Below are 22,034 nucleotides of genomic sequence, written 5' to 3' on the forward strand. Positions count from 1 at the left end.
GTTTACAAGTTCACGAGTTGATGGCTTATTTGTTACTAAGTTCACGAGTTTACGAGTTGTTGGTTTATGAATTATGAATTATTCCGAGTTGACGAGTTTTTAGTTGACGAGTTGACAAGTAAATAGACTTTTTGCTTAAACACCATCAACTTGTAAACTATCAACTTGTGAACTTGTAAACTCGTTAACTTGTAAACTATATCACCTCTCCTCCTCTTTCTTGGCATCTTGTGCCTGACAAGCGGTGATGGCAACCATATAATAGATGTCGTCTACCGAGCAACCACGGCTAAGGTCGTTCACTGGGCGCGCAATACCCTGCAAGATAGGACCTATGGCAATGGCATTGCCCAAACGTTGTACCAGCTTGTAGCTAATGTTTCCTACTTCCAAATTGGGAACCACCAATACGTTGGCATTGCCAGCGATAGCACTTCCCGGAGCTTTCTTTTGTCCTATCGATGGCACCAGGGCGGCATCGGCTTGCAACTCGCCATCGATTTTGAGTTGTGGCGCACGTTGCTTTGCTAATTTTGTAGCTTCTGCCACTTTCGCAACGACCTCATGAGAGGCACTGCCCTTGGTAGAGAAGCTCAACATCGCTACGCGTGGTTCCTTAAAGCCTGCTACACTCTTTGCCGTTTCAGCGGTAGTCACGGCAATTTGAGCCAACTGATCCACATCGGGAACAGGGGTAACAGCCACGTCACCCATAACCACTACACCATTCTCGCCATACTCCTTTGCCTGCGTAATCAACAGCATGGCACCACTCACGCAAGTGACGCCAGGTGCACATTTAATGATTTGCAGTGCAGGGCGCAATGTATCTCCCGTCGTACTCAGCGCACCGCTAATCTGTCCATCGGCACCTTCGGTCTTGATAATCATGCAGCCTAAGTATAAAGGATTCTTCACCAACTCGCGTGCTTGTTCGAGCGTCATGCCCTTTTTCTTTCTAAGTTCGGCTAACAATGTAGCATATTCTTCACTCTTGGGATTGTTTTCAGGGTCAATGATGGTAGCCTTGTCGATATTCTTCAGCGCTCGCGCTTCTGCCATTTTGTGAATCTCCGTTGGGTTACCAATCAAGATGATGTCTGCAATGTCGTCGGCCAATACACGGTCAGCGGCACGTAGCGTTCGCTCCTCCAATGCTTCAGGGAGCACAATACGTTGTTTGTCGGCTTTTGCTCGCTCAACAATTTGCTGTAATAAATCCATGATGTTGTTATTTATATTTTGATTTGTGTCATAATAGCGGCATCAACATGCCTGCAACCCACGGTAGACATCAAAGCAAAAAGAAAGATTCAACTCGTTGACGTCCACCCTGTATTGCAATTGCAAAAATAACAAATAATATCGACATAACGGATGTTTGCTTAGAAAAAAGTTACCTCTGCTACTTGGTGTCTTGCCTGCGACACCAGGGCCTCGACAGTAAATACCAAAAGAAGGTGCATCATAATGACGAATTATGATACACCCTCTTTAGTTCTGGGAACATCATTCAAGATGAATGACGCGTCACAAGTTTTACTTTACGCGCTTGAACGTTTCCTCGATAACATTTTTACCATTTATAGTCCACTTAACGTAAGTGGTCTTGGTAGAAGCGTCATACGTGGAGTTCTCCACTTCTAATTTCCATTTAGGTATCTCCGGAATCTTAACCTTAACGATTTTGTTCGTACCCGGCTCAAACTCATAAATGACCTTAGTGATATCATTGAACAAACCCGTGAATGGTGCGCACCATACCTCATTGGGGCTTTCCGTAGCCAAGGTGATGGTGGAGCCATTCTTTACATATTGCATAAATTTGGCCCATGGACCCAACGCTAAGCAATTGTACACATACTTACCCTCGAACGCGCTCTTAATCTTGATGTTGTAGCGATACGTCCCGAAGTTGCCACTAATAACGTATCCTGCCGGAACGCCCTCTATGGCAAGAGAAACAGAGGCACCCGCAGCGGTAAGCGCGGCATTGGTAATCGTGGCCATAATGTCTGCTTTGCGCTCGCCTTTCTTGATAACCACGTCCTGCACCTGAATGGAACCCAATGGGAATTTGTCTCCATCAATGCCATCATGGCTTACTTTAAACTTGACGGAAATATCCTCTCGTGCCATGTCTTTGGCCGCGAGATTGAGGGTTCCCAATTTTACCGTGGACGTAGCCCCTTCTGGAAGAACGGCGACTGTCTTTTCGTGAGACATACCAGCAAACTCCAATATCTTCTGTGTCTCGAGGTCTTGTATTCTGATGCCATACTCCAAGTTGTCTACAGGGTCATCGTTTAAACACGAAGTTAAAGACATCGAGAGGAGCAACGCACCCAATATTAATATATTTTTCTTCATAATTCAAGTCTTTGAATGGTTAATATTCTACTTTGCCCAGAACACTTTGTCGGTTTGAGGATTTACCGTCGGCGTGTTTTCTTTATTGGCGGAGTATTCAGAACTTGGGTAAACCAAGCGTTTCGGAATGACATTGTTTCCGCGCGTCGAGTGTACTGACAAAGGAATGTCAGGATAGTTGTTGCGGCGATAGTCACAATACGCTTCCAAACTGTTTACACCACACATGGCGATATACTTTTGCATCAAAATGAGGTTGAGCTTATTCTCATTCTTATCCCAGTTGGCAAATGTGAAGGCAGGATTATGCAGATAATTCTCAAGTATGGGGCCGAGGGATTTTTTCTGCCAGTCTGGCAACTCTTCAGTACGTGCGGAAGGTTTTTCATAACGTCCAACCTCCAGCCACGTGAACGACTCCGTCACGGCTTTCTCGTACATGGCTTTGGCGTCTCCTGCCAAAAGGCCTCGCTGCATGGCCTCAGCCTGAAGGAACAAGCTCTCGAATGAAGGCATGATCCACTGTGCGGCGCTAACGCCCTTGGCCAAACCAGGACCAGCGACTATAGAAGTCTTGTTTGCAGTATGCTCATCCTTGTAAGCTTGGTTCTCTTCTCCGAACCGCACTCCTACGTAGCCTTTGCCATCCTTGTCACCAACTGGACGGAAGAAAGCGGTGTACCTAAGGTCGTGGTGGTCTTGCAACAATGCCATGAAGTACTCGCTGGCACGATTGTACTGGTCTATCAGTTTACCATTGACACCCTTGTAATAAGCGCCATAGAAAGGTTGCTGTTTGTCTTTGTCGTTCTTGTAATGCGGATTAACCTCTGCGGACTCACCGACACCAAGGAAACCAGCGCCGTTGGCGACAATCTTGTCGACCATGCCTTTCAGCTCGGCGGCGGGCTTGACGTTGACCAAGCGCAGGATTAAGCGAAGGCGCACGGTATTTCCAAATTTTCTCCACTTGGCGAGGTCGCCATCAAAAATCTTGTCACAGTTGGCCAACTCAGCGTTTTTACCGGTTTCGGTACCAGCCAACAGTTTGTCCGCTGTCTCCAATTCCACAAGCAAGCTGTCGTAAATGTCCTTGCCCTCATCCAACTTCAAGGTCAATTTTTCTGTGAAAGCCTCTGTGTAAGGAACCTTCTCATATTGGTCTACCATGTACGAGAAACCCCATGCCTTGATAATCTTGGATATTCCCAAGTAGCCGTCAAGTCCTGCCGACGCTGCTTTCTGACCCATGAGATGGTTGTTGATGAGCAGGCTGTAGCCGTCATACCATGAGTATTGTCCAAACTCCGACGTGATGGCATATCCCTCTACGTCTTCGTCGGAACCGTAGTTGCCACTACGGGCCCAGTAGCCCATCCAGTGGTTATACCATTTTGCGGCACCCGATTTACAAATATAACTTCCCATTGCATGCTCGATATACGGCAACTGCAAGTCTGGGCTCATGACATCTCCTGTCGCATTGTTTGGATCATCATTGATGTCGAGGTCCATGCAAGCTGACAGGCTAAGCACGAACACGGACATTAAAAGCAAATATATCTTTTTCATCTTTATCTATATTTTAGCGTTAGAATGTAAGGGTGATACTGCCGCCAAGCGTGCGTGTGGGCGGATTAATAGCGGAAGTAATGGTACCGGCGCTTTGGTCACTGTACACGCTGAAGTCGGGGTCGCTCCACTCATTGCTCTTGGGCAGCCATAGCATCAGATTGCGTCCGGTGAACGCCACATCGACGCCCTTGACATAATTTTGGAACCTGAGCCATTCGGCAGGCAACGAATAGGTGATGGACAACTCGCGCCATCTCCAGGTGTTAGCGCTGAACAAGAAGTTAGTTCCCACGCTGCGATAATTGTCACCGTGGAAGTAAGAATAGTTACTATTGATGGTGCGGTTGGTGTTTGCCACGTAAACGGGATTTCCACTGGCATCATTTCCGTCAATGTAAACGGAATTCGGGAACACAAAGCGTTGGCGGCTGTTGGCGGCCGTTACACGCGACTGTCCATCCCATGCCATTGTCGTGCCCTGATAGTTGAAGGAGTAGTTGCCACCCTTGTACTCAAATACGGCCGATACGGTCAAACCTTTCCAGCGAATGGATGGGTTGATGCCCAAGGTATGGATAGGCATGGTGCGTCCAAAGTATTTGTTTTGTTCCTGAACCTGTGGCAAGCCGGTCTCTTTGTCCACGACAACACGTCCTTGCGGGTCGCGCCTATAGTCTTTAGCGCTGTAGATGAACGCAGGTTTGCCCACCACGGCATACGCTCCAGCCATAAAGTAACCTCCGAGGAAGAAGTTGTCCATACCCTCGTAGAGGCTAAGCACCTCGCTGTTGTTGTATCCATAGTTCAAGTTCAGGTTGACGTTCACGTCGCCGAAGTTTACCAATGGCGTCAGTTTCAAAGCCGTTTCGAATCCGTAATTGCGGAAAGAGGCTGCGTTAACCAAACGAGATGTGTAACCAGTGCCTCGCGACGTGCGTATGTAAATCAGCTGGTCGGTGTTCTTTTGGTTATAGTAAGTGAAGTCGAGCGTTATGCGATTCTTGAGCATAGAGGTTTCAAATCCCACCTCGGTGCTGTTGATGAACTCTGGCGAGAGGTTGGGGTCGGTCTTTCTTGTACCTGTCCTGTATCCTGGCAGGCCGTCGTATGGGAAGCCTTCTTTTTGCTCAAATGGCGTGTTCAGGCGATAGGCCGCCACGTCAGCATTACCAGTCTTGTTCCACGATGCGCGCAGTTTCAGGAAGTTCAGGAAGTCTGACTTGATGGCAGGGATGGCATCCGTGAGCACGACCGATGCGTTCACGCCCGGGTAGAAATAGCTGTTATGACCGGGAGCTAAGACTGAAACCTTATCGTTACGTCCCGTTACCTCCAGTGTTGCAAAATTCTTATAGGTGACAGTGGCACTTCCATAAACGGAGAACATACGCGTGCGAATCATTCTTTCGGTGGGATCTACCTCGCCGGTACGGCCGGAAACGTTGTAAAGACCTTGTATCTTCAATGGTGAGGCGGCCACGCCGAGATAATCCTCGCGGTTGGTTCGCATGTATGTACCCAAAACACCACTAAGGTTGAAGTCGCCAACGGTCTTGTGCAGGGTTATGAAAGGCTCGGTGGAGAGGCGATAGTACTGCTCGTTTTGGTCAGACACTCTCTGGGGTATAAACCTGAAACTACGCTCTTTGGCCGCGTATTCGGATGGAGACACGTTCTTTTGTTTTTGTTTAAATGAAATGTTGCGATGTGTGACAGCCACCCGTAGGTTCAGGTCCATCCATGAGAACGGGCTGTATTTCAGATCGATGTTTCCGATGAAATCATGCTTGCGGCCTTTCTCGCGGAACGTTTCGATAGCCTGGTAAGGGTTGAGTGAGAAATCGCAATAATAGGTGTTGTAATTTCCCCATGGGTCGTCTGTCTTGAATTTGGTCAATGGAACCCATGCCTGCGTTGCGAACACCAAGTCCATCAAGCCATCATGCATGCCCACGTCTTGGTCTTCGTAGTATTTGTGCATAGCTTTAGAGCTGTACACGTCATAGTTTTGCTGAATGTAGTTGGCGCCAAGGCTCACCTTGAAGTTCTTGTACTCGCGCGACCCATTGAAACGCAACCCCGTGCGTTGGTTCCAGTCGTCTGGCACGATACCCTTCACGCGGGCGTCCTGGAAACTGATATAGAAATCTTTCATGGCCAGCGACAGGTCGTTCTGGAAAGTGAGGCCGGTATTGAAGAAGTCCTTGCGGTTGTTCTTGATCGGGGCGTAGGGATATTTCATCACGTTGCCTTTCTCGTCCGGCTTGCCCAGCTGGCGCATGCTTCCGTCGTACTCGGGCCCCCAAGACTCGTTCTCGTATGGGATAAAATCGTAGGCCGTACCTCCGCCACTACCAAATCGCTCTTGGAATTTGGGGAAGAAAGATATGTTCGACGCCTGGACGGAAGAGCTGAACGTAACTCTTGGAGCTCCGCCCTCGGCCCCTTGCTTCGTGGTTATGACAATCACGCCATTGCGTGCGTCAGGACCATAGATGGCAGCGGCTGACGTACCTTTCAGAATGTTGACGTTGTCGATGTCGTTAGGGTTCAGTGATGACAAGTAATTCAAACTTACGGGAACGCCGTCTAACAACAGCATGGGATTGTTGTTACCCGTCAACGAACGGATACCGCGCATGTTGATCTTCACGTTCTCGAACACGCCGCTGTTTAGGGTGGAGATGTTCAAACCTGCTACCTTGCCTTGCAGGCCAGAGGCAACATTCACGGCTTTTCCCTCTGTCAGCAGCTTGGAATCCACCTTCTCCGTGGAGTAGCCCAAATCTCTTTTCTGCCGCTTGATGCCGAGCGCGGTCACTACCACCTCGTCAAGTTTTCTGTCTTCGGAGTACAACTTCACCGTCATGCCATTGCTGGCCGTCACGGTTACGGTACGCATACCTAAGTAAGAGACCGCAATCGTTCTCTTGCCCGCGGGCAAAGTCAAAGTGAACCGTCCATCATTGTCGGTCGCCGTTCCGATTTTGGTGTCTAAAACGCGAACAGCCGCGCCCAATATGGGTTCGCCATTCTCGTCAGTAACGGTACCCGAGACTTGAAACTGTGCCAGCGCCACACCAACTGTAATGAATAGGCCGGCTAATAACATTGTAAGTCTTTTAACCATAAAAATTTCTCCTTTCAATCGCTAAATTAACATATTGTTTATTATTAATGGTTTGTTCAGTAGCATTCAAGTAGCTCTTAGCGATAGATATTTATGCATATTTCATTCCTCGTCTTTCTGTTTACATTTCAGTCTGTAAACAAAGGTCTACCCCATGAAATCATTCTTTTATATCGTATCCTTTTTGCTAACAGTTTACAAATATAGGAGATTTGTGCGAAAAGTAAAAAAAATGAGTTAATAGGTGTGATATTTAACATATTTTAGCGAATAAAGATTAAAATAAGCTATCCCCACACCCTAATTTTACTGAGTAAGTAGGTACAGCTAAAGCAGCTGAGTGGGGCATGCAAGTCACGATAGGGCCTGCTCCAATGTTTCAATCTCTTTGACTTTACCGTCCAAAGTCTATGCAATTGGAGGCTAAAGTCAATGCTATTGGCAGACAAAGTCTATGCTATTGTAACTATTTGAAATACAAGAGAAACAGACATCCAAAAACCGAAAAACGAAGGGGTTTTGAGATATTCTAAATGTAAAATGGAGTGGGAAGGGAAACCTCCCCTGGTTGAGATTCAGGAGAGGCTAAATGGCGCACGTCAAGGTTCATTGTTTGTCGGGCGAACAGGGCGGAAGCCGGAAACCTTCTGGCTCATCTGCTCTACACAGCCCGCGATGTATTGCTTGAAACGCTGATCTTGCAGAACCTCGATGTCTTGGAACAAGCCCAACACAAATCGCCCGATGCCCAGATAGCTGGCCACGTCGGCCTTGAAAATCCAGTGTTTCTCATCCTTCTCGGGAGCCAGGAAAGGGTGCGACTGCGGGTACTCTTCGAGCAAAAGATTGTATGCCAACTGCCCCAAACGCAGTTTCACGGGCAGCTTCTCATCGCCACTGAACATGAAAATGTCCGTGAACAGGTCGCTGTGCTTGGCCTGGTTCATCCAAAAAACATCCATCACCTCGACGCTCTTGATGCGCGACACCTTGAACGTTTTGCACATGTCCGACTGCATCTCGTAACACCGCACGTCCAAATCGTCGTTCATCAGCAGGTAAGGCTCCACCACACGGTCGGAAACGGTCTTGCTGTGGGGCGACGAATAGCCCCTGAGCACCACGACGCTCTGTGTTTCCATCGCCTCTTTCAAGGTGCGCACGTTGTTGTGGATGCGCTTCAAAGCGGCTGGTGAGAACGACCCTTCCAGACTGTAATAGCGGTCGAGTTTGGTTTTGAGGGTAGCCAGAATAATGTCTTTCTTGTTGCTGGCCTCCAGCATTCGGCGCAAATAAGCGGCTTCTTCCTTGGTGAAAACGATGTTGTCGTGCAGTCGCCTGAAAAACTTACTATTGGGATCCAGGCGGTAATAGGCTCCGGTTTTGATGACCTGGAACCCACTGTTGCGCAGATAGTCAAGATAATAATAGAGGTTGCGCCGCGTGACGTGCAGCCTGTCGGCCAACTGCTGGGCGGTGTAGTTGTTGTTATCGGTGAGCAACAGCAGCAGTTCGAGTTCGTTTCCGAATTTTTCTAATCGCATGGGGAAAGAGGAATTGGTGAGTTTTTGAGTTTTTTAAGTTCTTAAGTTTTTAAGTTGGTGAGTTGACGAGGATGTGTGCATGCTGGATTCCTCCTATAGCAGCAAGCTAAGCATTCAAGCATCAGAACCAAACGCATATCAAGCTAAAGCACGCAACCTTGTAAGACAAGCGTGATGCAACGTGCATCAGTAGGACAAAAGGCAGTGCACTAAAAATCTAAGGACAGCTCTGTACTGCCCAAAAGGTTGTACGAACGGCGGTGATAGGGCGTGATGCCATACGCCCGGATGGCCTCCCGATGCCTGCGTGTGGGGTAGCCCATGTTCGATTGCCAGTCGTATTGCGGGTATTCTTGCGCCAGGCGGTCCATGTAATCATCCCGAAAAGTCTTGGCCAAGATGCTGGCCGCGGCTATGTCTTGGTACTTGCCGTCACCTTTTATAATAGTGGTATAGGGCAAATCATGATAAGGCGTGAAGCGATTTCCGTCCACGATGATGGCCTGCGGACGGGTGGTGAGCTGATCCAGCGCACGGTGCATGGCCAGAAAACTAGCGCGCAGGATGTTGATTTCGTCAATTTCCTGCGGTGTTACCTCGCCCACGGCCCACGCCACGGCATCGTGGATGATGGCTTGGCGCAATGCGTTGCGCTTTTTGCGCGAGAGCTGTTTCGAGTCGTTCAAATCCGCATTGTCATAGTTGGGCGGCAGGATGACGGCGGCGGCGAACACGCTTCCGGCCAAGCATCCACGCCCCGCCTCGTCGCATCCAGCCTCGATGAGGTTGGGATAAAAATGAGATTTCAAAGTGTTGTGCATCCTCTATATGTGAAATAAAGTTAACCTACAACAAGTATTAACTACCTTTGTTTGGTATGGAAAAATGAGTTCCAACTCTTGTCGTACTTTTGCCGCATCAAACAGAACATGAACCATCAAATACGAACGACAATGGAAAAGAACATTCTTTTATCTGAAAGCACACCCTCGGCACGTTTCAATTATCAGCACGTCATCGGAAAATTATTGATGCCGATAGAACTTTTGCGGCGTTATTACGCCAAAGTGATGGAACGTGAGGTGAACACTGGGCAGACGTTGTTGCTGCTGAATGCCCAACTGGCATTCGTGATGACCGTGTTTCCCATCGAAGCGCCGTTCGCCGTGCGCGTGGTTTGCTGCCTGTGGCTGCTGAACGCCTTGTGGAAATGCAAGCAAGCGTTCTGATTAGAACATTCGACTGACGCGCTCAATGCCCGCAACCAGTTGGTCGACCTCCTCGCGTGTGTTGTACAAAGCGAAGGAGGCGCGCGCCGTTCCTAAAACTCCTAAGCGCTGCATCAGCGGCTGCGCGCAGTGGTGCCCCGTGCGGATGGCGATGCCGAGCCTATCCAACAGGGTGCCCATGTCCATGTGGTGGATGTGCCCAACCTGAAAGCTAATGACCGCGTCGCGATGGGCCGCCTCGCCGAAGATGCGCATCCCAGGAATGGTTTGCATGCGCTCAAGGGCGTAAGCGGTCAGCTCGTGTTCATGCTTGGCTATGTTGTCCATGCCCAAGGATGACAGGTAATCGAGCGCAACGGCCAAACCATGCGTGGCGATGTAATCGGGTGTACCCGCCTCGAACTTCAATGGTGGTCGCTCGAAAGAAACCTTGTCGAACGACACATGGCTGATCATCTCACCTCCTCCCTGATAGGGCGGCAAACGGTCGAGCCATTCTTCCTTACCATACAGCACACCAATGCCCGTGGGACCGTATGCTTTGTGGCCGCTGAAAACAAAGAAATCGCAATCAATGTCTTGCATGTCCACCTTGAAGTGGGGCGCACTCTGCGCACCGTCTATCACCACCGGCACGCCATGGGCATGCGCCGTGGCCGTCATCTGCTTCACGGGATTGACGGTACCCAGCACGTTGCTCACCTGCGTGAGGCTCACCAATTTGGTCTTGTTGGTAAACAACTTTTCGTATTCGTCGAGCATCAGCTCCCCCGCATCGGTCATCGGAACCACTTTAAGCACGATACCTCTTTGCTGAGCCTGCAACTGCCAAGGCACAATGTTGGAATGATGCTCCATGGTAGACACGATTACTTCATCGCCTTCGCGCATGAACGCCTGACAATAGGTGGCGGCGATGAGATTCAAACCCTCGGTGGTGCCTCGGGTGAAAACCACCTCAGCGGCCGAGCGGGCATTGATGAAGCGGCGTACCGTCTCGCGGGCAGCCTCGTGAAGTTCGGTGGCCTGCTGCGACATCCAATGCACGCCACGGTGGACGTTGGCGTTCACGTTGAGGTATTCGTCACGCATGGCATCCAACACGCACAAGGGTTTTTGCGTGGTGGCCGCATTATCCAAGTAGATTAAGGGCTTGTCGTAGACCTTTCGGGAGAGGATGGGAAAATCCTGACGGATGGAAGAAATATCGTACATAGAATGAAATTGTATGGATGGGACTGGCTGTTAGGTCGCTCTGAGCCAACTTTTGGCTTGGTCAGTCACGGATGATTGATTTGAACGTTCACGAAAAAAACTCCGCCCAAGTTTGCTTTTCAAAGCACTTGGGGGAGGCAATGATGGGTTTATTAACAATTTCTACATCCCGCACACTTGTCGAGTTCGCCTCTGAAGCGCTTCTCAACCAAATAGTGCAGACGGTCTTTCAAGGGTTCGAGCTGCATGCTGTCGACCACCTCATTGATGAAAGCAAACTCCAACAACAGCTTGGCCTCCTGCTCACTGATGCCGCGCTGCCGCATGTAGAACATGGCCTGGTCGTTGAGTTGACCCACGGTAGAACCATGACCACATTTCACATCGTCGGCATAAATCTCCAACTCAGGCTGGGTATACATGCGTGCCTGCTTCGTGGTGCAGAGATTTTGGTTGCGCATCTCCGAGTTGGTCTTCTGCGCTCCCTTCTCTACAAGCACCCTACCGGCGAAGGCTCCCGTGGCCTGACCATCGAGAACGTACTTGTACAGTTCTTGACTTTCGCAGTGAGGCACGGCATGACGGATGAACGTGTTGTTGTCCACATGCTGCTTTTTGTCGGCAATGACGCAGCCATTACAGCAACAAGACGCCCCTTCGCCACGGAACACCAAGTTGAGTTGGTTGCGCGTGATGCCATTGTGCAGGGTTAGCACGTTGTGATTGAAGCGGCTGTTGGCCTGCTGTTCCACATACACATTGCTCACGCGGGTATTGTGTTCGTGCGTTTCTTCCATGCAATAAAGGTCGAGCGAGGCATTCTCGCCCACATAAGCCTCAATCACTTGCGTAGCAAGAAAATGCTTGTCGTCCATGGTATGGTCGCAGAAAAGGAACTTGGCCTCGGCTCCTTCATCCAGTACGATGAGCACCCGGCGGTTCACCATCAGGTCGACATCCGAGCGAAGGAGGTTGACCACCTGGACGGCACGGTCAATCTTAACCCGCTTGGGCACATAGATGAAGAGGCCATCTTGCGCCAACATGGTGTTCAGTGCCGTGATGGCATCGTCCTTTGTCTCGGCCAGTTGGGCATAATACTTGCTCACCAATTGCGGATGCGTGTCGGCCACCTTCTGCAAAGAGTCAACGATGACACCTTCGGGCAGCGTCGCTTTGGGCAGTGCCTTGGCGTGGAAAGCGTCGTTGACGATGAAGTAAAGCGAAGTACTCAAGTTGGGTACGCTGCACTTGAAAGCCTCATAGGGGTCTACGGGGATGTCCAGCCGGTTGAGATTCAATCCATAGTTGGGTTCAAACAGCACAGCCATATCCGTGTAGCGATAGCGTTCAACCTTGCGTGAGGGGAAGCCTTGGCGCTTAAAATCTTCGAAAGCAGCGTCACGAACGTCGTTCATCACGGGCGAACCATGCTGAAAAATCATGGCGCGGGCATCCGCATACAGGTCGACATATTGTTTCTCACTGTTCATCATTCTGCCTCCGCCTTAATCCAGTCGTACCCCTTTTCTTCGATATCCTTGGCCAATTCAGGTCCTCCGGTCTTCACAATGCGTCCATTGAACAGCACATGAACGATGTCGGGCTTGATTAAATCGAGTAAACGGTCGTAATGTGTGATGACAATGGTGCTGGTATCGGGTCGCTTGAGCTTGTTGACACCTTCGGCAACCACGCGAAGCGCATCTACATCCAAGCCCGAATCCGTTTCGTCGAGAATAGAGAGCGTGGGCTCGAGCATGGCCATTTGGAAGATTTCATTGCGCTTCTTCTCTCCGCCACTGAATCCCTCGTTCACACTGCGGTTGGACAGTTTGCTATCTAACTCAACCACCTTTCGCTTTTCCTTCATCAACTTGATGAAGTCGCCGGCACTCATCGGCTCCAGTCCTTGATACTTTCGCTTCTCGTTGATGGCTGCCCGCATGAAATTAGTCATGGACACACCGGGGATTTCCACAGGATATTGGAAAGAGAGAAACAACCCTTCGTGTGCACGATCTTCTGGCGGCATGGCCAACAGGTCTTTGCCATTGAACGTCACTTCGCCGTGCGTAACCTCGTACATCGGATTGCCTACGAGCACTGCGCTCAAGGTACTCTTGCCCGAACCGTTGGGGCCCATGATGGCATGTACTTCTCCTGTCTTGATGACGAGATTGATTCCTTTCAATATTTCTTTGCCGTTGATGGTGGCATGTAAATTCTTTACCTCTAACATAATGTTTCTTTTGATATAAATCGGTTTATCCAACGGTGCCCTCCAGCGAGACGGAAAGCAACTTTTGCGCCTCGACTGCGAACTCCATCGGCAACTTGTTTAATACTTCCTTGGCATATCCATTGACAATCAGGCCAACGGCATCTTCCGTAGGAATGCCTCGTTGATTGCAATAAAAGAGCTGGTTTTCACTGATTTTACTCGTCGTGGCCTCATGCTCAACGATCGCACTGTCGTTATGAATGTCCATGTAGGGGAACGTGTGAGCGCCACATTCGCTTCCCAACAGCAGACTGTCGCACGAGCTGTAGTTGCGCGCATTGTCAGCATTGGCGGTTGCACGAACCAATCCTCGATAGGAGTTTTGGCTGTGTCCGGCGCTGATTCCCTTTGAAATGATGGTGCTCGTGGTGTTCTTTCCCATGTGAATCATCTTCGTACCCGTGTCGGCTTCTTGATGATGATTGGTCACCGCCACCGAATAGAACTCGGCCTGCGAGCCGTCACCACGCAAGATACAGGATGGATATTTCCATGTAATGGCGCTACCTGTTTCGACTTGCGTCCACGAGAGCTTGGAGTTGACTCCGCGACAATCGCCCCTTTTGGTGACTAAGTTGAGCACTCCGCCCTTGCCATGTTCGTCTCCGGGATACCAATTCTGAACGGTTGAGTATTTTACCTCGGCATTGTTCATCACGATGATTTCCACGATTGCGGCATGAAGTTGATTCTCATCGCGCATTGGAGCGGTGCAGCCTTCGAGATAACTCACATACGCATCGTCTTCTGCCACAATCAACGTTCGTTCAAACTGTCCGGTATTGCGCGCGTTGATGCGGAAATACGAACTTAATTCCATGGGACAGCGCACGCCTTTGGGGATGAAAACGAACGATCCATCACTGAAAACAGCGCTATTCAGGGCTGCAAAGAAATTGTCATAATAAGGAACTACCGTGCCTAAGTACTGGCGCACCAAGGCAGAATGCTCCTTGATGGCCTCGCCCATAGAACAGAAAATGACCCCTTTCTCTTTCAGCTTTTCCTTGAAGGTAGTCTTCACAGACACAGAGTCCATAATGGCATCAACGGCTGTTCCACTGAGTGCCAACCGTTCTTCCAATGGAATGCCCAGCTTGTCGAATGTTTTCTCCAGTTCTGGGTCAAGCTCTTTGTTGGCCGGTTTCTTCGCCATTGGGTCGGCATAATAGGAAATTTCTTGGTAATTAATCTCGGGCAACGTCACATGTCCCCATGAGGGTTGTGTCATTGTCAGCCAATGTCGATACGCTTTCAATCGAAATTCGAGCATCCATTCCGGCTCTCCTTTCTTGTCGGAAATGAGCCGAATGACATCCTCATTGAGCCCCTTCTCTATAATCTCGGTATGAACGTCAGTGGTAAAGCCAAACTCGTACTTCTGTTCGGTTAGCTTTCTGACGTATTCGTTATTCGTGTTATTTACTTCTTCCATAAATGTAAATGCAGGAACTCCCTGATGTTTCATGGACGCCCCTGCAATAGATGATATGATTAGTTTATTAGTTGACGAGTTCACAAGTTGACGAGTTGTTGGTGCTTAAGGGTTCGTAAATTGAAGTATTTACGAACTCAAAAACCTATCAACTCACAAACTTATCAACTCAAAACTCACACACTCAAACTTACAACGTTTGCTTTACTTCTATTTCTGTAAAGGTTTCTATGATGTCACCTTCCTGGATATCATTGAAATTAACCAGACTGATACCACACTCGAAACCGGTTGCCACTTCCTTAACATCGTCCTTATACCGCTTCAACGCATTGATAGGAGCGGTGTGAACAACGATTCCGTCGCGAACAACACGAGCTTTGTCTGAGCGGTGTACCTTTCCATCGGTCACCATGGCACCAGCTACGGTTCCCACCTTTGAAATCTTGTAAACTTGCTTCACCTCAACCTCGCCAGTGACTACCTCCTTGGTTACCTTGTCCAGCATGCCTTCCATGGCCGACCTCACGTCATCAATGGCGTCGTAGATGACGGAGTAGGTGTTGATTTCAACACCGTTCTGTTCGGCCAGTTTACGGGCAGAAGCAGACGGGCGAACCTGGAAGCCCACAATGATGGCGTCGGAAGCATCTGCCAAGGTGACATCGCTTTCACTAATCTGACCTACCGACTTGAAGATGACATTGACGTTAATCTTCTCGGTAGACATCTTGATGAACGAGTCGCTCAAAGCCTCAATACTACCATCGGTGTCACCCTTCACGATAATGTTCAGTTCCTTGAATGAACCAAGAGCGATACGATGCGAGATATCACTCAGCGTGAGGCGCTTCTGTGTACGCAAACCTTGCTCACGCTGCAACTGCATACGCTTGTTGGCGATATCTCGAACCTCTTGCTCTGTTTCCAGCACATGGAACTGATCACCGGCCGTGGGCGCACCGTTCAGTCCGAGAATGATGGCAGGCTCGGCTGGTTTGGCCGATTCTATACGCTGGTTGCGCACGTTGAACATGGCCTTGATACGTCCCCAGCTCGTCCCGGCGATGATGTCATCACCCACACGCAGCGTACCATTGCTGACCAAAACCGTAGAGACATATCCACGTCCCTTGTCCAAACTCGACTCGATGATGCTACCCGTCGCCCTGCGATTGGGATTGGCTTTCAAGTCAAGCATGTCGGCCTCGAGGAGTACTTTCTCCAACAATTCGTTGACACCAATACCTTTTTTCGCACTAATTTCCTGACATTGGTATTTTCCACCCCACTCTTCAACCAGCAAGTTCATCTGAGCCAAGTCTTCACGAATCTTATCTGGATTGGCTCCTGGCTTGTCAATCTTGTTGATGGCGAACACCATGGGTACGTTGGCAGCCTGTGCATGTGCGATAGCCTCCTTGGTGGTAGGCATTACACTGTCATCGGCTGCGATGATGATGATGGCGATATCCGTCACCTGCGTACCGCGAGCACGCATGGCGGTGAAGGCCTCATGACCAGGAGTATCCAGGAATGTGATGTACCTCCCGTTCTCCAACTTTACGTTATACGCACCGATGTGCTGGGTAATACCACCGGCCTCACCTTCAATCACATTGGTGTTTCGGATGTGATCCAACAAGGACGTCTTACCATGGTCTACGTGTCCCATCACGGTAACGATGGGCGCGCGGGGCAACAAGTCGTTCTCGTCGTCTACTTCTTCAGCGACAGCCTCTTGAACCTCTGCGCTCACATATTCGGTCTTGAAGCCAAACTCATCGGCAACCAAGTTGATGGTCTCGGCATCCAATCGTTGATTGATAGATGCCATCACACCGATGCTCATCAAGGTTCCAATCAATTTGTTGACATCGATATCCATCATGGTAGCCAATTCACTTACCGTAACAAATTCGGTAAGCTTCAGCGTCTTGCTTTCCTTACGTTCTGCCTTTGCTTCCGCAGTCATACGTTCTTGTATGGCATCACGTTTTTCCTTACGGTATTTAGCACCCTTTCTGTTCTGCGTACCCTTACTGGTGAGTCTGGCCAGCGTTTCTTTTACCTGGCGTGCTACCTCTTCCTCGTTCACCTCCAAGGGTTTCTGGTTACGTCCTCTGCCCTTTCGATTTTTCTTATTAGCATTTCGGCCGTCAGCATACGCAGACTTATTGGCATTGCCACCGCCATTGTTTCCAATTTGTCGGGAAGCAGCATTGATGTCAACGCGCTGTTGGTTGATGCGAACCCGCTTTTTGCGTCCATCGCCCCGTTTTTCTTCACGTTCTTTGCGACGCTCTTCCTTGGTTTTCTTCTTGGGTCGAGTACTCTGATTGATGGTGCTGAGATCTATTTTACCCAGCACATTCACCTTGGGCGCATTTTGCAAGCGCAACTCACTCTTGGTCTGGAAGATTTCGTCTCCACCGCTTTGAGATTCGTCACTCTCCTGTTTTTCGTCAACTTCCTGCGGTTTATCATTTACCTGCGGTTCAACACGCTCCTGTGGCTTGTCACTTTCCTGTGACTCAACATGCTCATCAGACTTTTGTTTTTTGTCCGCTTGCGCCTTCTTTACAGTTGGCGACTCGGTCATGGCTTCCGCTTTCTGGTCGTCCTTCTTGCTTTCTTTCACCACAGTTGGTGCTGCCTTTGGTGTTTCCGCGGGTTTCTCTACTTTATCTTTTTTAGGCTCAGGGCTGACGGCAGCAGCCTTCTTTGTCGGTTGTTCTTGTGATTCCGATGCCTTTTGATCGTCTTGAGCATCAGCGTTCTTAGCGGCAGACTTCTTATCGAATACGCTCAAGTCAATTTTGCCGAGCGGTTTGTATCGCTGCTGCGATGAAGCTGTCTCGACTACTTTTTCAACACGTTCTTCTTTTGTATCCGAAGTGCGTTTCTTTTCTTTGGGCTTCTTCTGGAAGATCTTTTCCGCCTGATTGCGCACCTCTGCGTCTTGCTTGAAAGCCTCTACCAGGGCTTGGTATTGTGCGTCGCTCAACTTAAAGCTTGGCTCGCCCTTTACCTCTCCCAGCTCACTTTTCTTTTCCAGGAATTCAACTGCCGTTTGAAGTCCTATGTTTAATTCACGTAATGCTTTGTTTAATCTGATGCTCATTGATAATTATTTAACTCTTGTTCTTATTGATGTTCACACTCCCAACTGTTCTGCCCATTTGCAGAAGTTTTCCACAGCGTCCTCGTTCGCAGAGGGCTGCATGCGTCACGGGGTGTTACTGTTCAAATTCTGATTTTAATACCCGAATCAGGTGATCGACTGTTTCTTCCTCCAAGTCGGCTTTCTCGATCAACATTTCACGAGGTGCGTTCAACACCTGTTTAGCCGTATCAAGACCGATGCCCTTGATAGCGTCGATAATCCATTGATCGATTTCGTCATCAAACTCTTCCAAGTAGATGTCTTCGTCAGCGTCGGCATCTGAAACTTCACGGAACACGTCGATGGTAAATTCTGTCAGCATGGAAGCCAACTTGATGTTCAGTCCTCCCCGACCAATGGCCAAGCTCACCTCTTCGGGTTGCAGGTAAACTTCGGCCTTGCGGTTTTCCTCATCCAGGTTAATGCTGCTGATGCGAGCGGGGCTCAACGCACGCTGAATGAACAATTTGATGTTTGATGTGTAATTGATCACGTCGATATTCTCGTTGCACAACTCGCGTACGATGCCGTGAACACGACTGCCTTTCACACCAACGCAGGCACCTACCGGGTCAATGCGGTCGTCGTAGCTCTCTACAGCCACCTTCGCACGCTCGCCCGGCATGCGGGCAATCTTCTTGATAGAGATGAGTCCGTCGTTAATCTCAGGCACCTCGGCCTCCAACAGTCGTTCCAGAAATACTGGACTGGTACGCGAGAGGATAATCTTAGGATTGTTGTTCTCGTTGTCCACCCGCAGGATGACGGCGCGAATGGTCTCGCCCTTGCGGTATTGGTCGGCCGGAATCTGCTCTGACTTGGGCAGTATCAGCTCGTTGTTCTCATCGTCAACCAACAGCACCTCGCGCTTCCATATCTGGTAAACCTCGCCGGAAATAACTTGTCCCACACGATCCTTATACTTATTGTACAACGAGTCGTGTTCCAGCTCCAGCACTTTTGAAGCCAATGTCTGACGAAGGTTCAAGATGGCACGGCGGCCAAACTTGGCGAAGTCGATCTGTTCAGAAACCTCTTCACCCACCTCGTAATCGTCTTCAATCTCGCGAGCCTCTTTCAGCGATATCTCCTTATTTTCATCAGCCACCTCACCATCGGGTACGACGATGCGGTTGCGGTATATTTCGAAGTCACCTTTGTCAGGATTTACGATAACGTCAAAATTCTCATCGCTACCATAAATCTTGGCGAGCACGTTGCGAAAACTTTCCTCCAACACGCTTACCAATGTGGCACGGTCGATGTTTTTCGTGTCTTTAAATTCACGAAAGGTGTCAATCATGCTGATGGTTTCTTCTACATTCTTTCTTGCTGCCATAGCGTTATATGTTATATATTAGTTTCATTCAATGATCAGTTTCCGCCTCATTATTTAAAGCTGATGAGGTACTTGGTATACTTTACCTTGTCCATCTGAAAAGTATGGTCTACGGGTTGTAGCTGAGGGCGCTTCTTACCTTCCACCTTCACCTTCTCGTCAACGGTCACAACAAAGTCGTTCCCATCTACCGATTTCAATACACCTCGATATTTCAGTCCGTCGCCATCCAGCACCTCGACCTCTTTTCCTATGAAATTAATGTACTGCTGTGGTACCTTGAAAGGTTGACCCAATCCGGCCGAGCCTACTTCCAACTCATAGTCTTCATCGTCACGGTTCAGTCGGTCTTCAATGTACCGACTCAGTTCCACACAGTCTTCAATCCATACGCCGTCTGCATGGTCGATTTCGACAACAATCTTGTCGTCTTTACTGACCTCAACATCCACCAAGAAATAGTCTTTGTCCTGAAGCCAATCTTCAACCAATCCTTTTACGACACTTTTATCAATCATATATATTTAATTAGTACTATATATTCTTTCCACTCGTTCCAAGCATCTTGCAAGCAGCGATGCCAGCCGTATTCAAAATAAAATGAGGAGCTTTCTGCGAAGCCCCTCATTCCACTGAACGGTGCAAAGATAGGTTTTTTCAACGAAATATCCAAATAAAACGATGATTATTCACGAAATTTTCATATCACAATAATGCGCTACGACAAGGCGTCGCACCAAAGTGACGGCTCATCGCAACCATCCACGCGCATTGAATGAACTTTGAAAATGAGCGATGAAGTAAATTATTTTTATCAAAAAAAGCCTTTAAAACGGCACTTGTCAACTTGCAATCTGGAAAAAATCAATAGGCCTGCGAGGAGCATCAAGGCAATGGTTGGTCAAGAAAATGCTGGTTTTGCGGATAGAGCATTGACTTTACATCCTTAAAAGCATCACTTTGATGCGTTAGAAACATGACTTTGACGGGTAAACTCATGCGCATTTCACGACAAAAACCATGTTTTTGGCCGAAAAAAGCACGAAAATACAGAGGCCACACAGGACATACAAGCGCAAGTAATTAAATATCAAACACATATAAACTTCGCTCATTTTGAGCGTATTTTCACCAAAGGCAAGGCTGGTTGTAAATACGTCAAATATGAAGAGGCTATCTGTTAAATATTTTCCAAGTGCATTAACAGCATGATTTCATTTCCACCAACACGCAACGAACACGGCACAATGAAAACGCAGCAACTAATTTGCACAAAAGATTGTTGACATTACCGTATATTTATTGTATTTTTGCAAGAAGTGTTGAACAACCTAATCTGGATGAGAATGATGCAAAAGAAGACGATTTTCCTCACAGGTGCCACCGGACACATGGGGTCGGAGGGCTTGAAACAGCTATTGAAACGGCATGACGAGTTTGACATTCGCTTGCTGGTTTTGCCCACCGAGAACGACCGTAAGGCCATTGCGCCCTACGCTTCGCTGCCGGGTGTGGAAGTGATTTATGGCGATTTGACGCATTACGATGACGTGCTGCGAGGGGTGACGAATGCCGATTATGTGCTGCACGTGGGCGGAATGGTGTCGCCGGCAGCCGATTATTTTCCGCAAAAGACCATGCAGGTCAACGTGGGGGCAGTGAAAAACATCATCAGAGCTATCAAGGCACAGCCCAATCCCGACCGGGTACATCTGGTATACATCGGAACGGTGGCGCAAACGGGCGACCGCAACGATCCTATTCACTGGGGACGCGTGGGCGACCCCATCAAGATTAGCGTCTATGACATCTACGCTTTGTCGAAAGCCTTGGCCGAAAGAGAGGTCATCGAGTCGGGACTCAAGCATTGGGTGTCGCTCCGACAAACGGGCATCTTATACCCCTCCATTCTCAACACATTAGATCCCATCATGTTTCACCAACCCCTGAACGGCGTATTGGAATGGGTGACAGCCAAGGATTCGGGCGTACTGCTGTCGCATGTGTGCAATCAAGACCTGCCCGATGACTTCTGGTGCCGCATCTACAATATTGGCGGAGGAGCGGAGTATCGCACCGTTAACTGGGCGTTTATGCAATACACCTTCACGGCTTTGAACTTAGGAAAACTCAAAGACCTCACTGAACCCAACTGGTTTGTGCTGCGCAACTTCCACGGACAGTGGTACACCGATTCTGATATCCTTGAATCGTACCTGCATTTTAGAAGTGGAAAGATAGACCAATTCATTCAAGAAATGGCTGATAAAGCTCCGTTGAAGATGAAATTAGGGGGCTTTGTCCCTTCCAGTCTCATCAAACATCTGGTGTTGAAGCCCACCGCCAAAAAGCCCTTGGGACCGTTATATTGGACGAAGCACAACATTGAACCTCGCATTACGGCTTTCTATGGCAGCATGGACGCATGGAGGGACATTCCGGGTTGGGACGAGTTTAAACTGTATCACCCATCGCCTCAGCCCGTGATGTTGGAGCATGGATATGACGAGTCGAAACCAAAAGAAGAACTGGACATAGAAGATATGCAGCAAGCGGCTGCATTCAGGGGCGGAAAGTGCCTGTCCAACCAGATGGTGCGCGGTGACCTGTCCACCAAGTTGGAATGGCAATGCGCTTTTGGACATCGTTTCAAAGCTTCTCCCCGACTGGTTCTATTAGGTGGTCACTGGTGCCCCGAGTGCTTCCCCATGCCGTGGAATTACGATGAAGAAGCCAGGCGAAATCCT

General features: G+C 49.0%; 15 protein-coding genes. 2 read left to right on the forward strand and 13 right to left on the reverse strand.

Annotation, left to right across the window (positions count from 1 at the left end; all coding sequences use genetic code 11):
• Window positions 1-201: 201 nt before the first annotated feature.
• From pta to HMPREF1254_RS00200, 6 genes are all read right to left on the reverse strand, one after another.
• Window positions 202-1,224, reverse strand: coding sequence for a phosphate acetyltransferase (gene pta / locus HMPREF1254_RS00175; protein ID WP_023056596.1), 1,023 nt, complete (start codon window positions 1,222-1,224; stop codon window positions 202-204).
• Between the two features lie 315 nt (window positions 1,225-1,539).
• The gene (locus tag HMPREF1254_RS00180) at window positions 1,540-2,370 is read right to left on the reverse strand and encodes a DUF7015 domain-containing protein (protein ID WP_023056622.1); all 831 of its coding nucleotides are present in this window, start codon (window positions 2,368-2,370) and stop codon (window positions 1,540-1,542) included.
• Window positions 2,371-2,397: 27 nt separating this feature from the next.
• Window positions 2,398-3,942, reverse strand: a complete 1,545-nt coding sequence (locus HMPREF1254_RS00185; RefSeq protein ID WP_023056607.1) for a SusD/RagB family nutrient-binding outer membrane lipoprotein — start codon at window positions 3,940-3,942, stop codon at window positions 2,398-2,400.
• A gap of 19 nt (window positions 3,943-3,961) precedes the next feature.
• On the reverse strand, window positions 3,962-7,057 hold the full coding sequence (locus HMPREF1254_RS00190) for a SusC/RagA family TonB-linked outer membrane protein (protein ID WP_036880227.1): 3,096 nt from the start codon (window positions 7,055-7,057) through the stop codon (window positions 3,962-3,964).
• Between the two features lie 617 nt (window positions 7,058-7,674).
• Complete coding sequence (locus HMPREF1254_RS00195) at window positions 7,675-8,619, reverse strand: helix-turn-helix transcriptional regulator (protein ID WP_023056615.1); 945 nt, start codon at window positions 8,617-8,619, stop codon at window positions 7,675-7,677.
• A gap of 209 nt (window positions 8,620-8,828) precedes the next feature.
• A complete protein-coding gene (locus HMPREF1254_RS00200) occupies window positions 8,829-9,440 on the reverse strand; it encodes a ribonuclease HII (RefSeq protein ID WP_023056620.1) in 612 nt (203 codons plus the stop codon).
• A 108-nt stretch (window positions 9,441-9,548) separates the two neighbouring features.
• On the opposite strand from HMPREF1254_RS00200, the gene HMPREF1254_RS00205 reads away from it, so the two are divergent.
• Window positions 9,549-9,848, forward strand: a complete 300-nt coding sequence (locus tag HMPREF1254_RS00205) for a hypothetical protein (protein ID WP_023056595.1) — start codon at window positions 9,549-9,551, stop codon at window positions 9,846-9,848.
• Here HMPREF1254_RS00205 and HMPREF1254_RS00210 read toward each other — a convergent pair whose 3' ends face one another.
• From HMPREF1254_RS00210 to rimP, 7 genes are all read right to left on the reverse strand, one after another.
• Window positions 9,849-11,063 carry an aminotransferase class V-fold PLP-dependent enzyme gene (locus HMPREF1254_RS00210; RefSeq protein ID WP_023056612.1) on the reverse strand — a complete coding sequence of 405 codons (1,215 nt, stop codon included), beginning with the start codon at window positions 11,061-11,063 and terminating at the stop codon, window positions 9,849-9,851.
• A gap of 152 nt (window positions 11,064-11,215) precedes the next feature.
• Window positions 11,216-12,556 (reverse strand): Fe-S cluster assembly protein SufD, encoded by a 1,341-nt coding sequence (sufD, locus tag HMPREF1254_RS00215; RefSeq protein ID WP_023056611.1) that lies wholly within the window; start codon window positions 12,554-12,556, stop codon window positions 11,216-11,218.
• Window positions 12,556-13,305 carry a Fe-S cluster assembly ATPase SufC gene (gene sufC, locus HMPREF1254_RS00220; protein WP_023056605.1) on the reverse strand — a complete coding sequence of 250 codons (750 nt, stop codon included), beginning with the start codon at window positions 13,303-13,305 and terminating at the stop codon, window positions 12,556-12,558. The genes sufD and sufC overlap by 1 nt, the downstream gene beginning before the upstream one ends.
• A 25-nt stretch (window positions 13,306-13,330) precedes the next feature.
• On the reverse strand, window positions 13,331-14,782 hold the full coding sequence (gene sufB, locus HMPREF1254_RS00225; protein WP_036880241.1) for a Fe-S cluster assembly protein SufB: 1,452 nt from the start codon (window positions 14,780-14,782) through the stop codon (window positions 13,331-13,333).
• A gap of 190 nt (window positions 14,783-14,972) precedes the next feature.
• Window positions 14,973-17,906 carry a translation initiation factor IF-2 gene (gene infB, locus HMPREF1254_RS00230; RefSeq protein ID WP_023056613.1) on the reverse strand — a complete coding sequence of 978 codons (2,934 nt, stop codon included), beginning with the start codon at window positions 17,904-17,906 and terminating at the stop codon, window positions 14,973-14,975.
• Between the two features lie 115 nt (window positions 17,907-18,021).
• Complete coding sequence (gene nusA / locus HMPREF1254_RS00235) at window positions 18,022-19,287, reverse strand: transcription termination factor NusA (protein WP_023056597.1); 1,266 nt, start codon at window positions 19,285-19,287, stop codon at window positions 18,022-18,024.
• Window positions 19,288-19,337: 50 nt separating this feature from the next.
• Window positions 19,338-19,805 (reverse strand): ribosome assembly cofactor RimP, encoded by a 468-nt coding sequence (rimP, locus tag HMPREF1254_RS00240; RefSeq protein WP_023056619.1) that lies wholly within the window; start codon window positions 19,803-19,805, stop codon window positions 19,338-19,340.
• Window positions 19,806-20,627: 822 nt separating this feature from the next.
• Here rimP and HMPREF1254_RS00245 point away from each other — a divergent pair.
• The coding region (locus HMPREF1254_RS00245; RefSeq protein WP_023056600.1) for an NAD-dependent epimerase/dehydratase family protein at window positions 20,628-22,034 on the forward strand (1,407 nt) is incomplete at its 3' end.

Origin of the sequence: Prevotella sp. BV3P1, from assembly GCF_000479005.1 — a bacterium.
Classification (GTDB): domain Bacteria; phylum Bacteroidota; class Bacteroidia; order Bacteroidales; family Bacteroidaceae; genus Prevotella.